Here is a 16027-nt window from a genome sequence, read left to right on the forward strand (position 1 = left end):
AGGTTTTTTCAATTACGACCCACATTGACCTTCTTAGGCATTTGGGCAGAAACTATTATTTTGCGACCTTTACTTGAAAAGTGCCTGATATATGCCCACATCGCATCTAAAGAATAAATTCATTAAAGACCACTACGACGTAGTACTGGTAGGGGGAGGAATCATGAGTACCACCCTGGCTATGCTGCTCCATACTTTAGAGCCCACCCTTAAGATAGCTATATTCGAGCGTCTGGGCCGCTTTGCCAAGGAAAGCTCCTCGGCATGGAACAATGCAGGTACGGGACACAGCGCCTTTTGCGAGCTCAACTATACCCCCATGGACAGTCAGGGACGCATAAGTATTACCAAAGCAGAGGCCATTGCTACGCAGTTTGAGCTCTCCCGGCAGTTCTGGGCCTATATGGTAGAGAGGGGATTTGTCTCTGATCCCGAGGATTTCATTACCCCCTGTCCGCACCAGAGTTTGGTCTTTGGCCCAGAGGATAGGGAATTTCTGCGGAAACGCTTTGAAGCGATGCTCGAAAGCCCGCTCTTTAAGGGAATGGAGTACAGCGAGAATTTTGACAAACTAAGGGAATGGATGCCACTGATTATGGAAGGAAGAAGCCCTAAGGAAGTGCTTGCTGCCACGCGCATGGAGATCGGTACGGACGTGAATTTCGGCGCCCTCACCCGAAAGATGGGCAAGTTTCTATTGCACGAGTCGGAGGTAGAGATTTTCCTTTACCACGAGGTAAAGGACCTCGACCTGATCTCCGGAGGCGATTGGGAGCTGGAAATTCGCGACCGCCTGCATAATACCAACCATTCCACGCGGGCAGATTTCGTGTTCATTGGTGCAGGGGGCTACGCTCTGCCGCTTCTAGAGAGCGCCGATATTGTACAAAGCGAGGGGTACGGCGGATTCCCAGTCTCCGGCGAGTGGCTCGTATCCTTCAGCCCCGAACTTATAGCAAAGCACCAATCCAAGGTCTATACCCTGGCCTCGGTGGATGCCCCCCCGATGTCGGTTCCCCATCTGGACCTTCGCACAATCGGAGGTGAGCAGGCGCTGCTTTTTGGACCGTTTGCGGGATTTTCCACCAAGTTCTTAAAGGAAGGTTCCTATTTGGATCTTCCCGAGAGTATAAATTTTAAGAATATCCGTTCCCTCTTTGGGGCATGGTGGCATAATCTTCCCCTTACCACGTATCTGGTCCAGCAGGTGGCTATGACCAAACTCCAGCGTATGAACCACCTTAGGGAGTTTGTTAAGGATGCCCGAGAGCAGGACTGGGAGGAAAAGGTAGCAGGTCAGAGGGTTCAGATTATAAAGAAAGACCCCGAGATGGGGGGACGATTGGAGTTTGGCACCGAGGTGGTGGTAGGAGCGTCCGGAACTATAGCCACACTGCTAGGAGCCTCTCCCGGGGCTTCGGTATGCGTTTCGGCGATGCTCGAGGTCTTGGAGCGCTGTTTCCCTACACGTATGGAGCAGGGCTGGAAAGAGAAGCTTCAAGGAATGATGCCTTCCTATGGCAAAGACTTGAGTAAGGATCCGGTGCTGCTACATCAGGTGCGCAGTGATACCGCGCGCATCCTTAAACTCTAAGTGTGCTCTACACGCTATTTTACAGTTAAAGCGATACGCTTTTTATTCGAAGAGTTCCTTGAGAACGGCTAAAGAAGCCGGGGTTTTAAACCCTGGGTAGTGGAAGCTAAAGTACAGTATCAGTGAATCCAAAAATGCCGCGCGCTGCCCGGAAGCAACAAGGTGACGGAGTGGGTTCTTGGCGGCGGCCATTTCTTTCCAAAGTAAGGAAAGTTCTCTGGAAAGAAGTGGATGTACCGGGGTATCTTGGTAGGTGCCTTCCTGAGGATTGAGGAACGCAGCAGGCCCTGTAAGAGGCGAGAGACCCTGAAGCTCCAGCATCTGGTACATGAGCCCTAGATGCGCACTGCGGCTCTTTTCTTTCAATGCGTCGTGGAATTCTCCAATGGCTGTGAAAACCTTAGAGTGGTAGGGTTCCTGGCGCAGGATCTGATTTAAAAAGTCGGAAGCAAAAAAAAGCATGGAAGTATCCACAAGATCCCACTCGGTGGGATTTGTGTCGGTAGGTTCCACCTTAAGTGCCGTAGCTAAGGTGCCGCGCGCGCGCTGGTCCCGCAGCCGTACCTCCAGAGGCATCAGGGGCTGCAGATAGGCTTTGCTGCGGCTTTTGGACCCAAAGGCGCCTTTCAGAAAGCAGCTGGTGTAGCCCTGGTCCCGTACGTACAGGCTTAAAATACCATCACTTTCTCCATAGCGCACTGTGGAGAGCAGGTACCCGCGCAGTGATTCCATGGCCATAGCCTAAGACCAGAATCCCTTAGGAGATTCTACCGGAGTGTTCTGATAGGTGATCTGCCGGACCGATCCTTTGCGGTCGAACGTGTAGTCAAGTCTTCCGAGCATGAGTCCTGCAAAACCTACCTGGTTGACTAAAACCTGCTCACCCACGGCATTTGTTAGGTTCTGGGGTTCGGGTAGGAAGGTATGGGTATGCCCCCCTAAAATTAGGTCAATCCCTTTGGTCTTCTCGGCAAGAACAACATCTGAGATCTGTGTGGAATCCCGGTAGCGGTAGCCCAGGTGGGAAAGACATACAACCAGGTCGCATTTCTTTTCCGTTTTCAGTAGCGCCGCGTAGTGGTTGGCCATCTCCACCGGATCGAGGTATTTCGTCTCCCCAAACTGTTTCTTTCCTACCAGACCTTCCAGCTCAATGCCTAAGCCTAGTAGTCCGATGCGAAGCCCGTTTCTCTCCACAACGCGGTAGGGCTCGGTTCTGCCCTCCACTAAGGTGTTGGAAAAATCGTAGTTGGAGGTGATGAAAGGAAACTTTGCCTCGGGGAGTACTTTTACAAACCCTTCCAGTCCGTTGTCAAAGTCGTGGTTTCCCATAGTGGCTGCGTCGTAGCCCATCATGCTCATGAGCTTAAATTCCAGTGCACCCCCGAACATGTTAAAATACGGTGTTCCCTGAAATATATCCCCACTGTCCAGTAGCAGCACCCCTTTCTCTTCCCTTCGGATACGGGAGATAAGTTCGGCTCTGCGTACAAAACCACCCTTATGGGCGTTGCGTCCCGCGTTTTGGTCGAAGGGTTCAATACGGCTGTGCTGGTCGTTGGTATGCAGAATCGTAAGGGTGCGCGCACTGGAGCCCTCCGCACTTGAAACCGGAGAACCGAATAGAAGCCTAGGACTGAGGGACAGGGCCAGGGCCGAGCTTGAAGAGAGTTTTAAAAAGGTATTGCGTTTCATGGGACGGGACGAAAATTAAGGTTGGAATTCTAAACGTAGGTCGGTGGGGCCTATCAGCTCCTTTTCCGATCGGATTTTTTCAATATACAGGTCGCGCAGTTTAAGGCCGGTAGATACCATCTTCCCAAGGGAGAAGAAGGACATCTCATCGCCTCCCAGTGCCAAATAGTCTGAGGTTGCGATCGTGTAGGTCTTGTCTGGATCGATTTCCTTTCCTTGGATAAGGGCTTTTTCAATGCCTTCTCCTTTGGTTTTGATGTACAGTCCCGCCACGGGGTTATTCTTACGGGTTTTAAGGTAGTACGCAAATAAGGCGCCCAAATCGGTGCCTTTCATTTGTACCAGCACCAGCTCGTTCTCAAAAGGCATCACCTCGTAGATGTGGCGCAGCAGTACATCACCCTTTCCAATGGAGGTGCGGATACCCCCAATGTTGATCACCGCAGCCTCCACCTCGGGAAACCCATTTTGCTTGCCCCACTTTTGAGCGCTCTCCAGGGTGTAATCGGCCAGTAGGCCTCCTAAGGGGCTGTTGTCCCCAGCCTTGGAGAGTTCCCCCGGAGCGTACGATATCTTGGTGTTCATTTCCCTATCCATCGTACTCTTATAGGGTGCAATGGTTTGGAGTATCTTAGGGTCTTCAGGGAGCTCAGGGGTGATTTCCTGGTTTTTGGAAGTCTCGACCGATTGCAGGGCAAGGGGCGCCTGACACGAGCTTGCGGCCAGGAGTAAGAGGACAGGAATAAAAAAACGTCGGTTCATAATAAGGCACTTTATGCTGCTGCTACAAATATAGGTATTAATAAAATTCAGGGCCGAAGGCGGAAGGATTTTTACGTATTAATTCCTACATTTACATTTGCTAAAAGACAAAACAAGATGAATCAGTTTAACGGTGTGGGCGTAGCACTAGTTACCCCATTTAAAGAAGACCTTTCCCTGGATCTAGACGCATTGGACAGGTTAATTGAATACAATATTGAGGGAGGCACTTCCTATTTGGTGGTTCTTGGAACTACCGCAGAGGCAGCAACCCTATCCCCAGAAGAAAAACAGGCCGTCATGGACCGTGTAGTAAAAACCAATGCCGGGCGCCTTCCGTTGGTACTTGGGATTGGAGGAAACAACACCATGGAAGTACAGCGCGCTATCGAGAAGGCAGATATGGAACAGTTCGATGCCATTCTCTCGGTTTCCCCGTACTACAACCGTCCTAGCCAGGAGGGGCTCTACCAGCACTACCGCGCACTGGCTCAGACCGGTAAGCCTATTATTATCTACAACGTTCCCTCTCGTACGGGACAGAATCTGGAGGCTGCTACCACGCTGCGCCTGGCCAGGGAGTTTACGAACCTATTCATGATCAAGGAGGCGGCACCAAATATCGCGCAGTATTTCGATATCCTGCGCTTAAAGCCGGAAGGATTTATGCTGGCCTCAGGCGATGACGAATATACCCTGCCAGTGACCCTTGCCGGTGGAAGCGGGGTGATTTCCGTGATAGGTCAGGCCTATCCTAAGGAGTTTTCGCAGATGGTTGCCCTGGCAAAAGAAGGAAAGGTTAAGGAAGCCTACCGCATACACAATTCCCTAGTGGAAATTACCCGTCTCATCTTTGCAGAAGGAAATCCTGCGGGAATAAAGGCTGTGCTTGCTAAAAAAGGAATCATCCAGAACTATCTTCGTCTTCCTTTGGTGGCAGCCAGTACTTCTTTGGAGGAGAAACTCTACGAGCAGATGCAGAAACTCTCCTAAAAGAAGGAGGTATACTATCTAGCGGCCCAAGGTGCCTTCCAAGCGCCCTGCGCCGTTTTTTTCTATTTTTTTCTTTCTTACCATGGTATTTCAAAGAGCACAACCCAGCAGCATCCCACTGCTTGCAGAGCTGGCACGAAAGAGCTGGCAGCAGGCCTATACCGGTATTCTGTCCCAGGAGCAGATTTCCTACATGCTGGAGCTTCTTTACAGTCCGCCTGCGCTTTTGCGCCTGCTTGAAAGTTCCTCTATGGAGTACTACCTTTTGGTGGATCCGGCCCGAGGCGCCGAAGGCTTTCTTTTACTGGAACACGGAGCGGAGAATCTATCCACCAAGATCCACCGGCTGTACCTACTGGACTTAGCCAAAGGATCAGGCAAGGGGCGCAGTGCAGTAGCCTTTGCGGCGCACCGTGCGCTTGAAGCCGGATCCTTGCGTATCACATTGAATGTGAACCGGCACAATCCTGCAAAGCAGTTCTACGAGCATATCGGTTTAAAGGTGCTGAAAGAAGAATGCATAGACATTGGCGCAGGGTTTGTAATGGATGATTTTGTCCTGGGAATGGATTTGATGAAAGTATAAGCCAGCGCAGAAATTCTGTAAAGCGCGGTGCGGTCTTTTTTGGGAGCTTTGGAATATAAACTAAAGCCTTTACCATGGAGCGACTAGACATTCTTGAGGCTTATTTCGTAAAGCTTCACCAGCATTTTGGAATTAAAGAGATAGGATTCAAAGACCGTGCGCTGCAGATCGATGAGAAGTACTTACGCAGCATGGTTTTCTGTTGTCAGGATTTCAACGAGGAGTTCGATAACCTACTCGAACACTGCCAAAAGGTTCACCAGGAGCTTAACCGCGACTTTAGACTCAAGATACGCCGCGACATGAATAATAACTATTTTGTCCTTGTGGCATAAAAAAGGCTATTGTACTTATTCATTGTATTATACTTGCAAAGTTTCCTTCGCTACGCAGAGGAAACTTTGTGTTTTTACAACACCAATTCTTTTTGTATATTTACTTTTGAAAAAATACGACCGTATGAAAATGAACGTGAAGTTCGATTTTAATGCTATATGCAAAAAGGTACTGGAGGAGCAGCTCGATAGCCTTGGAATCCGTTACCGTCTTTTAAACTTCGGCGAGGTGGAAATCCTGGAAAAAATCTCCAAAGAAAAAGAGAGCGACCTTAGGGAAAAACTCGAACACTACGGCATAGAGGTGATTGAAAACCAGAAGACCGTACTGGTGCAGAAAATCAAGGATGCCATCATTGGTATGATTTTTTCCGAAGAGCCTGTACATGTGAAGGCCTCCGTCTATTTGGCCGATAAGCTGGGCCATTCCTACGGGTATATATCCAATATATTTTCTCAGGTTACCTACACATCCATCGAGAATTTCATTATCCTTCAGAAAATCGAGTACGCAAAGCAGCTGCTCATCATGGAAAAACTATCGCTTACCGATATTGCCCACCGACTGAATTATTCCTCAGTGGCGCATTTAAGCACACAGTTCAAAAACACCACCGGAATGACGCCTTCCCAGTTTCAGAAAATCATTTCCAAACGAAGAGAAACCGCCATTAAAAGTACCTTATGACAAAAGAATATACCCATATCATCCTTGCCGACGACGACGAGGACGACAGACTCTTCTTCACCGACGCTTTTGAAGAACTGAAGATTTCCACCAAAGTCCAGACCTTTAAGGACGGAGCGGAACTTATGGAGTATTTGAACTCCGAACAAGCGGTTCTTCCCGAGATCCTTTTTCTGGATTTGAATATGCCCAAGAAGAACGGAATCGAATGCCTGCATGAGATCAAATCCAATCCCAAGTTTGAAAATATGGCCATTGCCATCTACTCAACCTCCTCCTCTGAGGAGCATATCGAGGAGACCTTTGTGAGTGGAGCCAATATCTACATTAAAAAACCAAGCGAGTTTCAGACTCTAAAGAAAGTGCTCTCCGATGTGGTGACCATGAACTGGCAGTACCATACCACCGGTATGAACAAGGATAATTTCCTGCTGCGCTTCTAGACTATGACGTTTTTAAACCGTTCGCTGTTTTTCCTTAGGCTCATCTTCGTGGTGGCCATTGCCTTGGTGTTTTTTTTAAGTGCCCTTTCTTATAAACACCTGGAGAACCTGAATCAAAGCAACGAAATGGTAAACCACTCCTTCGATGTGTCGCTAAAGCTCGAGGAGCTACATGCGCATCTTAAAGGAATTGAAACCGAACGTAGAAACTACATCCTTACCGGAGACCGGCACCACCGAGCCCTTATACCACCGATGGACAAGACCATTCGTCGTGTGGTTGGGGAACTTTCCCTGCTGCTCTATAAAGATCCCACCCAGCAGCACAATATGATGGCCTTGCAGAGTGCAGTGGCCAGGAAGCTGCAGATAGTGGGAGAGACCTACCAAAGGGATAATATCACCTACACCCAACAGGAACTGATTTATTCCCTTACGCAGGGTAACCAGGTAATGGACCAAATCTCCAAACGCATTGACAGTATGCTGGTGCGTGAGAAGGACCTTTTAGAGCGTAGACGCTCTGAACTCCTATTTTCGCAGAAGAATACACCGGTATACCTCTACATTATCTCGCTGTTTTCCCTGGCACTTCTGGCTTTTTCCTTCTATAGGATTAACCGGGACGTCAAGCAGCAAAAGTTAATTAACCGGGAGCTGCAGCTTTCGCTCGATACCTTAAATCTTTCCGAGACAGTGGGCGAATACGGTATCTGGACCTTTATGCCTGACAGCGGGGTGTATACCTTCTCGGACAATATATACCGGCTTTTAGGACTTGAGCCGCAAAGTTTTCCTGCTACAGTGGAGCACTACATGGAGCATGTGCATCCTGAGGATCAGAAGCGTTTCAAGGACAATTTCCACCTTATGGGAACCAAGGACACCGGGCCTTTCAAGTTTCGGGTCATAAGAAGGGACGGGCAGCAGCGGCATTTTCAGGCTACCGGCAAGTATGTAAATACCCTCACAGGGGATCAGGTACTGCTTGGTATTATTACCGACGTATCACACGATATTGAGAACCGGCTGAAACTGGAAGGAATCAACTGGGTTTTAACCGAAAGAAACAAGAACCTCTCCATTTCCAACCAGACCTTTGGAGAGGCAGAAAAGATAGGTAATTTCGGAATATGGCATTGGTTTTCCAAAAACGACCGGTTTGTATTTTCTGATAATTTTATCCGTTTGTTTGGCTACGATCCCAAGCGATTTGAGCACCGACTGAAGAATTTCATGCCGGCTATACATCCCGACGACCGCAGCCTAGTGATCTCCCAGCTCCAGCGTATGCGTAAAGGGGAGAGCCAGGAAGGCTTCATACTGCGTGTGGACCGCCACGACGATCAGCAGCTTCGTTACCTTTCGGTTTCTTCCCGGAAAATAGACGATGCGGCCAACGGACAGTACTATCTGGTCATAGCACAGGACATCACCGAGGAATACCTGGATAAGCAGCTGATCGAGGAAAAGAACATTATTCTGGAAGCCAACAACAAGGAACTCTCCGCGTTCAACTACGCTGCCAGTCATGACCTCCAGGAGCCTCTTCGCAAGATAGAGACTTTCCTTTCACGCCTGAAAGACAAAGACTACACCAAGCTCTCAGAAAGCGGTCAGCAGTACATGGACCGTACCTTGCTTGCTGCGGGTAGGATGCGCGCGCTTATAGAAGACCTACTTCAGTTCTCGCGTTCCACACGCTCGGAAGAGATTTTCGAGAAGGTAAATCTTAACCGTGTCATGCAACAGGTACAGGAAGAACAGGCCCATTCCATCGAGGAGAAAAACGCTCGAATTGTATCGGAAAAGCTACCTACCGTGCGTGCAGTACCCTTCCAGATGCACCAGCTTTTTGCCAATCTTATCGGAAATTCGCTTAAGTATTCTAAGAAGGACCTGGCACCGGAAATCACCATCACAGTCAGTAGGGTGAGCTCCGAGGAGGTCCCTCAGCTAAAACGCAGTGGGAAGCGTCAGTACTATAAGATCGTATTCCAAGACAACGGGATTGGTTTCGAGAACCAGTATGCAGATAAGATCTTTACCCTCTTCAGCCGTCTTCATGGACGCAGCGACTACGAAGGAACCGGGATAGGTCTGGCCATCTGTAAAAAGATAATGGACAACCATAACGGTTGCATTTACGCACGTGGAGAAGAGGGCAAGGGGGCCACCTTCACCGTTCTTATTCCAGCATAGGCCTACTCTTTAATCCTGCCGGTAAGCTTCTTTTTTACAATTCTGAAAACAATAGTAGAAATTCTGTAAGTGCCTCCAGTAGTATTTGGCGGATATTTGTTCTACCAAATCACAAGATATTAATCTAAAAACACAATGAGACCTTGAAAACTTAATGAATTTCTTAAAGTAAAATCTTCCTAATGCCACCGAACATTTTGCATATCTCATTAAGCGGAAAAATTCTGTAAAAGTTAGTTGGAATCACATAAGAAAAGTAAACACTCAAGAGATGAAATTTGCAGAAGGGGAATGTGCCAAAAAGCACTTAAAACACAACACTATGCATTTTTGGATTGCGGGGATTCTTTTTTTAGTATGGTTTTTCGGATATATGTTTTTTAACGCTGAGAAAGAAATTCATTTTGTTTTTTTAACCGCGGTACTTGTACTGGTTATCAAAATTATTAAGGACTACAAAGGAAACAACTAAATCAAAATTAATAAATTATGAAAAAATTCAATGCTTTAACCAGAATACAGTTTTTCTTACTGTCTATGTTTGCCTCAGTGATGGCATTTGCGCAGGAAGCTGCGGACGATTTAAACGTAGACGTCGATGTAGACGATGCGACTGCTGGAGGAGACTGGATGTCCAATCCACTTGTGTGGGTAATTGGAGCCTTGGTGCTTATCCTAATCATAGCGCTTGTAGCCAGAGGGGGAGGAAGCAGAGACTAAAATACAATATTGATTTTTCTCTTCATTACTTATATTACACTTAAATCGGAAATTGCAGCGCCTGGAGCGCTGCAATTTTTTTTACGAGATCTTCATCCATTTGTTCTTTCCCCGGTAGCTCTTTACGTAGTAATTTCGGAGTGCTAGGTGCCGTGGATCGGTAAGTGTAGGATCAAGGGTTAGAAGGTATTGCGCCAACTGCTTGGTGGTGGCTATAAGCTCGCTGTCGCTCAGAAGATCCAGTTTCTTGAAATCCAAAAGACCGCTCTGCTGCGTTCCCATGATATCCCCCGGCCCGCGGAGCTGCATGTCCACCTCCGAAATCTTAAATCCGTCGGTGGTATCCACCATGGTGCGGAGACGGGTTCTGGAATCGCTTGAAAGTTTGTCCTTGCTCATCAGGATGCAGTAACTCTGGGAGCTGCCTCTTCCCACTCTTCCCCGCAGCTGGTGCAACTGCGAGAGTCCAAAACGTTCTGCACTTTCAATGACCATCACACTGGCATTAGGCACATTGACTCCCACTTCAATCACGGTGGTCGATACCATGATTTGCGCCTTTCCCTGAGAAAAGACTTTCATGGCCTCCTGCTTGTCCTCACTTGGCATTTTGCCGTGCAGCATTACAGCCCGGTAGCTTTTAAAGAAGGACTCTACCTGCTGGTAGCCTTCCTGTAGGTTTTTATAGTCCAGCATCTGGCTTTCCTCAATGAGCGGATAGACAAAATATACCTGTCTGCCTTGCTCTAACTGCTCCCGGCAGAACTTATACACCGAGAGGCGGTCCTTTTCCCTGCGGTGCGCCGTAATAATGGCTTTACGTCCCACCGGAAGTTCATCGATCACCGAGACGTCCAAATCGGAGTAAAAGCTCATGGCAAGGGTTCTGGGAATAGGTGTTGCGGTCATAATAAGAATATGGGGCGCCGTAGTGTTCTTTTTGTAGAGTCGTGCTCTTTGGGCCACTCCAAAGCGGTGCTGCTCATCGATGATGGCCAGCCCCAGATTTTGGAAAACCACCGGGTCCTCTAGTAGGGCATGGGTTCCTATAAGTACCGAAATATCTCCGTTTTCAAGGCCCTGCAGTACTTCGCGCCGCTGCCTGGTCTTAATGGATCCGGTAAGAATCTCCACCCGGATACCCATAGGCTCGAGCAGAGTAGAGATACCTTTGTAGTGCTGCTGGGCGAGGATCTCGGTAGGAGCCATAAGGCAGCACTGAAACCCGTTGTCCATGGCAAGCAGCATGCTTAAAAGCGCAACAATGGTTTTTCCAGATCCCACATCGCCCTGAAGCAGGCGGTTCATCTGTACGGGCTTTTTCATGTCTTTCTGAATTTCTTTCAGCACCTTCTTCTGAGCCGAAGTAAGTGGAAAGGGCAGGTGCTTAGAATAGAACGTATGGAAATATTCCCCAACGCGCTTCATCGGATGGCCTTTACTGTACTGATGCTGGTGGTTTTTTTTCAGGAGATAACCCAATTGGAAGAAAAACGATTCTTCAAATTTTAACCGGTGGTTGGCCTTCTCAAGGGCCAGAGCAGAGGTAGGGAAATGCACCTGACGGTAGGCCTCTACGCGGGAAAGCATTTGGGTCTTTTCCAGTAGATAGTGCGGCAGGTTTTCTTCCAGGGGCAGGGCACTGGAAGAAAGGATATTTTTAAGCACAGTACGCATGAGTTTCTGGGTGATGCCCCTTTTGGTCAGTTTCTCCGAGCTGGGATATACCGGCAGTAGTCCCTTCTCCTTGGTGTCGGTCGTTGGGAGTTCAATCTCTGGGTGGGCCATCGAAAGGCTACTTTGGAAGGAAGAAACTTTGCCGAAAATTCGAACCGTCTTTCCGATTGGGATTTGTCCCACGAGCCATTTGGGGTAAGAAAACCAAACGAGTTCCAGAGAATTTCCGCTCTCCTCAAAGCGGGCTCTGAGTCGCCTGCCTCCAGGGGAGCTAAGTTCTTTTAGGTCCAGTATCTTCCCTTCAATCTGCACATCCCCACTTTGGTCCGAGAGCTCTGAGATGCGGTACACCCGGGTACGGTCCTCATAGCGCAGAGGATATAAATGCAAAAGATCTTCCAGTGTGGTGACTCCAAGCACCGAGCGAAGCAGCTTGGCCCGCTCGGGTCCTATGCCTTTGATATATTCCAGGGAAGTATGTAGCGAGAGGTTCTGCACCGTGGGAGAAGGTTATATGGGGGTGAATTTCGCAAAAAAAATCGCAGCATCCAACTTTACCAGTAAGGCGGTTAGACTAATTCCACTAAGGAGTGATTTCCGAGCGCATTTTCTTGCGGTAATGCTCCCACTGCTCCGGAGTGGCGAGTTTCTCATGCGCGCCACTGGAAAAAAATCTGAGATAGGGCTCTAACTCTCTAGCATTAAGCGCGCCCTGCAGGGTAGTAAGAGGCATCAGTTGCTCGTCTAAAAGCACTAGGGTAGGGGTAGAACTCACGTTCATGAATCGGGCGAACTCGTGTACGGTAGAGGATTTGACCGGGGGCGCACCGGAAAAATCCCTTCCGAAGAGACGTATAGGCTCCGTGGAATGAATATCTATCTTTACGGTATAGTAGTGGGCTATTAAACCGGCCTGAATCTGTGGGTGTCCCAAGGTTTTCTTCTCCATCTCCAGACACAAAGTGCAATTGTTCTCTGTGAAAAAAAGAAGTACTTTCTTAGGATGGTTCTGCTGCTGCTCGAGCATCTTAGAGAGCGAGAGCCACTGGCTTTGTGCAGTTAACTGGAAGGGGAGGTACAGGAGAAAAAGTACCAGTACACCGCTAAGATTCCAAGGGGTTTTGAGGGCACTTTTCTTTGTTTTAACGTACATCCTGCATGAGTTTTTTTACCAATGGTGAGAGCAAAATAAGTACCACTCCAGCAACCACGGCATAAATACCTAATTGTTTGTAGCCTTCCGTGTAGGCCAGCAGCGATTCGTAGTTGGAACTTCCCTCACGCGCCTTGGCCATATTGGAGCCAATGATTCCCGCCACATACTGTCCGTAGGCACTTGCTAGGAACCACAGTCCCATCATCATGCCTTGTAGGTTCTGCGTGGAGAGCCTAGTCATAATGGAAAGCCCTATTGGGGAAAGGCACAGTTCCCCAAAGGTTATCACCAAAAGGGCAATGGCAAAGATATTTAGTGAGGTCACTCCTGCGGCATTGGCAAAGAAACGGGTTGCAAAGAGCGCGTAAAAGCCCAGTCCCAAAAAAAGGAAACCCAGTCCGAACTTCACTACCGTATTAGGCTCGATGCGGCGTTTATTAAGCCAAATCCAGAGCAGTCCAGCCAGTGGGGCCAGAAAGATAATAAAAAATGCCCCGCCGGAATTATTCACCCCATTGGGGTCGAGTCCCAAAAGGTCGTTGTTTAAATTACGGGCCGCAAAGATCGAGAGCGAACCGCCACTCTGTTCGTAGATACCCCAGAAAATAACGGAGAACACTATGAAAATGAGTGCTGCCCAAAGTTTCTTTCGCTCCGAAGGACTCACCTTACTCATCTCGTAGAAAAGGTAGAGAAGGGTCACGGGCCCAATAATGTACATAAAGAGATCCGTATACTGGGTCTTGGATACCATGACCATAATAAGAGGGATACACAGTAAAGTGCCAAGATAGACGGCGTACTGGTGCCAAGGTTTAATCGCTACTGTAGGATTCTCTGAAAGAGGATGGCCTGGGGCAAGACCGATGGTGGCCAAATTCCTTTGGGTAAAATGGAAGTTGAACAAGGAGATTACCATCACTACGGCAGCCAGGCCAAAGGCCACGTTCCATCGCAGCGCCTCTGGTATCAGATCGGAGAACAATTCCCCTTTGCCAATGGCAATACAAAGGTATCCGCCCAGTAGTGCGCCAAGGTTTATACCGGCATAAAACAGGGAAAAACCGGCATCCGTGCGGTGGTCTCCTGGTTTATAGAGTTTGCCCACCATGGTGGAGATGTTCGGTTTGAAAAAGCCGGTACCAATAATGGTGAAGGCGATTCCCAGGAAGAAGTTCTTATGGGGATCCATGGCAAGTATAGCACTTCCTACAATCATCAGCAGCCCGCCCCAAAAAAGGGACTTACGAAACCCCAGTATCTTGTCGGCAAAGAGTCCCCCTACAAAGGTAAAAGCGTACACGAAGGCCTGGGTGGCCCCATACTGAAGCTGTGCTATGTCCTCTTTCATCAGAAGCTCAGTAATCATAAAGTAGGTGAGCATTCCCCGCATGCCGTAAAAACAAAAGCGCTCCCACATCTCGGAGAAAAAAAGTCCCCATATCTGCTTGGGGTATTTTCCTTGGAAACTCTGAATGTCCTGTAGTGTCTGTGCCATAGTATTGGATAGAATAGAGGTAAAAATACTAAAAAAACCTCTGAATCTTTCAGAGGTTTTTTTAGCAGTACCAAAAGGTATTCTAATGGATACCTTTCATGAATTTATTTAAGAGCGGGGAAAGCAAAAGAAGCAGTACCCCGGAGATCAGCATTAAATACGTGATGAACGGATAGAGGTCAAAATCGTACGCGGTTAGGATTTGCTCCAGGGTTGCAGCAAAATAGTTACCCAGTGCGAAACTGGCCATCCATACCCCCATCATAATGGAAGTGATTTTCCCTGGGGAGAGTTTGGTGACCATGGAAAGGCCAATAGGCGAGAGCATAAGCTCTCCCACAGTAAGAAGTACATATACCAGTACCAGCCACATAGGACTTACCAGGTTGCCGCCTTCGGCCTGATTGGAGGCCTGGGTCATTATAAAGAACGCAACGGCGCCCACAAACATAGCAAGGGCAAATTTTACCGGCGTGCGCGGATTGAGTTTCTTGGCTGCCAGCTTGATCCAAAGTATGGAAAATAATGGTGCTAGCGTGACGATGGCAATAGGGTTGATGTTTTGAAACCACGTGGTAGGAATCTCAAATCCACCTACATTACGGTTGGTGTTTTCCTGAGCGAAGAGGTTAAACGTTCCCCCAGCCTGCTCGAAACCAGCCCAGAATACAATGTTAAAGAACGCCAGGATAAGTATTACAAAGACCCTTGTCCATTCCGTGGATCCACTGGTTCCCTTGAAAATGGAAAGACCGATGAAGCCCGCCCCGGCAATACCCAGTACCCAAACCATCAGAGTGTGGATCGTATCGGAGGTATTGTTCCAGATAAGCATTACAAGGAACACAAAAGCCACATTGGCTACGGTATAGATGATTACATCCCTCCAGTCCTTAGGCAGAAGCTGAGTAATCCCTTTCTCTTTGTATCCAGGAGGAAGTCCTATGTCTTCAAGTGTGTGGCGTCTTCCGTAAAACCAAAGAACACCGATGAGCATACCGATACCGGCAGCAAGGTATCCGTACGGCCAGCCCACTTTCTCTCCGAGTGTTCCGGCTACAAACGGGGAAAGGAACGCTCCGATGTTGATACCCATATAAAAGATGGTAAAGGCACCGTCTTTACGTGGGTCGTCGTTGTCGTAGAGATCCCCCACGATGGTAGAGATATTGGGTTTGAAAAAACCGTTACCCAGGATAAGTACCCCAAGACCCAGGTAGAAGAAGTTCTTACGCGCTTCCAGATCTCCCAGTAGGTCCGGCGCAGCACTCGCGGCAAGCATGAACTGCCCGATGGCCATAACCAGCCCCCCGATTAGGATGGATTTTCTCTGTCCCAGTACCTTGTCCGCAAACCATCCTCCAAGAATTGGAGTAAGGTACACCAGCGCGGTGAAGATACCGTATACTTTAAGGGATTCTGCCCGGTCCAGACCGAAGCCCCCAGTAGCGAGCTCCGCAGTTAAGAAGATGGTCAGAAGTGCGCGCATTCCATAGTAAGAAAAACGCTCCCACATTTCAGTAAAGAACAGGGAGTAGAGTCCCTTCGGATGTCCTTGAGTCGGTTTTGCCGTATCCATAATTTTTAATTGTTAATTTTTGTTAAGACTAGCAAATATACTTTTTTTTGCTTTTATACCAAGGTTTAGAGCAAAAAAATCGCAGTATGACTGCGATTT

Annotated in this window: 16 protein-coding genes; 9 read left to right on the plus strand and 7 right to left on the minus strand. The window is 48.3% G+C overall.

Translation table 11 applies throughout. The features are described from left to right. Window positions 1-91: 91 nt before the first annotated feature. The gene (gene mqo / locus IC612_RS04455; protein WP_194738973.1) at window positions 92-1594 is read left to right on the plus strand and encodes a malate dehydrogenase (quinone); all 1503 of its coding nucleotides are present in this window, start codon (window positions 92-94) and stop codon (window positions 1592-1594) included. Window positions 1595-1636: 42 nt separating this feature from the next. Here the strand turns inward: mqo and recO are convergent, their stop codons facing one another. The 3 genes from recO to IC612_RS04470 are packed head-to-tail and all read right to left on the minus strand — an operon-like array spanning window position 1637 to window position 4051. After that, window positions 1637-2326, minus strand: coding sequence for a DNA repair protein RecO (recO, locus tag IC612_RS04460; protein ID WP_194738974.1), 690 nt, complete (start codon window positions 2324-2326; stop codon window positions 1637-1639). Between the two features lie 9 nt (window positions 2327-2335). Further along, entirely contained in the window at window positions 2336-3289 is a 954-nt protein-coding gene (locus IC612_RS04465; RefSeq protein ID WP_194738975.1) for a bifunctional metallophosphatase/5'-nucleotidase, read from the minus strand. 15 nt (window positions 3290-3304) lie between these two features. After that, the gene (locus tag IC612_RS04470; protein ID WP_194738976.1) at window positions 3305-4051 is read right to left on the minus strand and encodes a 5'-nucleotidase C-terminal domain-containing protein; all 747 of its coding nucleotides are present in this window, start codon (window positions 4049-4051) and stop codon (window positions 3305-3307) included. A gap of 117 nt (window positions 4052-4168) precedes the next feature. Between IC612_RS04470 and dapA the strand changes: the two genes are divergently transcribed. From dapA to IC612_RS04510, 8 genes are all read left to right on the plus strand, one after another. After that, entirely contained in the window at window positions 4169-5044 is an 876-nt protein-coding gene (gene dapA / locus IC612_RS04475; protein WP_194738977.1) for a 4-hydroxy-tetrahydrodipicolinate synthase, read from the plus strand. A gap of 82 nt (window positions 5045-5126) precedes the next feature. Continuing rightward, window positions 5127-5630 carry a GNAT family N-acetyltransferase gene (locus tag IC612_RS04480; RefSeq protein WP_194738978.1) on the plus strand — a complete coding sequence of 168 codons (504 nt, stop codon included), beginning with the start codon at window positions 5127-5129 and terminating at the stop codon, window positions 5628-5630. 74 nt (window positions 5631-5704) lie between these two features. Beyond that, window positions 5705-5965, plus strand: coding sequence for a hypothetical protein (locus IC612_RS04485; RefSeq protein WP_194738979.1), 261 nt, complete (start codon window positions 5705-5707; stop codon window positions 5963-5965). 124 nt (window positions 5966-6089) lie between these two features. After that, on the plus strand, window positions 6090-6653 hold the full coding sequence (locus IC612_RS04490) for a helix-turn-helix domain-containing protein (protein ID WP_194738980.1): 564 nt from the start codon (window positions 6090-6092) through the stop codon (window positions 6651-6653). Beyond that, complete coding sequence (locus tag IC612_RS04495; protein WP_194738981.1) at window positions 6650-7096, plus strand: response regulator; 447 nt, start codon at window positions 6650-6652, stop codon at window positions 7094-7096. Before IC612_RS04490 ends, IC612_RS04495 begins: the two co-directional genes overlap by 4 nt. Window positions 7097-7099: 3 nt before the next feature. Next, a complete protein-coding gene (locus tag IC612_RS04500) occupies window positions 7100-9298 on the plus strand; it encodes a PAS domain-containing protein (protein ID WP_194738982.1) in 2199 nt (732 codons plus the stop codon). A 271-nt stretch (window positions 9299-9569) separates the two neighbouring features. Continuing rightward, a complete protein-coding gene (locus IC612_RS04505) occupies window positions 9570-9770 on the plus strand; it encodes a DUF5670 family protein (protein WP_194738983.1) in 201 nt (66 codons plus the stop codon). 17 nt (window positions 9771-9787) lie between these two features. After that, complete coding sequence (locus IC612_RS04510; protein WP_194738984.1) at window positions 9788-10018, plus strand: hypothetical protein; 231 nt, start codon at window positions 9788-9790, stop codon at window positions 10016-10018. Between the two features lie 81 nt (window positions 10019-10099). Here the strand turns inward: IC612_RS04510 and recG are convergent, their stop codons facing one another. The 4 genes from recG to IC612_RS04530 all read right to left on the minus strand — a co-directional run bounded on the left by recG (window position 10100) and on the right by IC612_RS04530 (window position 15928). Next, window positions 10100-12193 (minus strand): ATP-dependent DNA helicase RecG, encoded by a 2094-nt coding sequence (recG, locus tag IC612_RS04515; RefSeq protein WP_194738985.1) that lies wholly within the window; start codon window positions 12191-12193, stop codon window positions 10100-10102. An 85-nt stretch (window positions 12194-12278) separates the two neighbouring features. After that, window positions 12279-12848 carry a thioredoxin family protein gene (locus tag IC612_RS04520; RefSeq protein ID WP_194738986.1) on the minus strand — a complete coding sequence of 190 codons (570 nt, stop codon included), beginning with the start codon at window positions 12846-12848 and terminating at the stop codon, window positions 12279-12281. Continuing rightward, window positions 12838-14349 (minus strand): peptide MFS transporter, encoded by a 1512-nt coding sequence (locus tag IC612_RS04525; RefSeq protein WP_194738987.1) that lies wholly within the window; start codon window positions 14347-14349, stop codon window positions 12838-12840. Before IC612_RS04525 ends, IC612_RS04520 begins: the two co-directional genes overlap by 11 nt. A gap of 82 nt (window positions 14350-14431) precedes the next feature. After that, a complete protein-coding gene (locus tag IC612_RS04530; protein ID WP_194738988.1) occupies window positions 14432-15928 on the minus strand; it encodes a peptide MFS transporter in 1497 nt (498 codons plus the stop codon). Between the last annotated feature and the right edge of the window lie 99 nt (window positions 15929-16027).

This window comes from Planobacterium oryzisoli (genome assembly GCF_015354315.1).
GTDB lineage: Bacteria > Bacteroidota > Bacteroidia > Flavobacteriales > Weeksellaceae > Planobacterium_A > Planobacterium_A oryzisoli.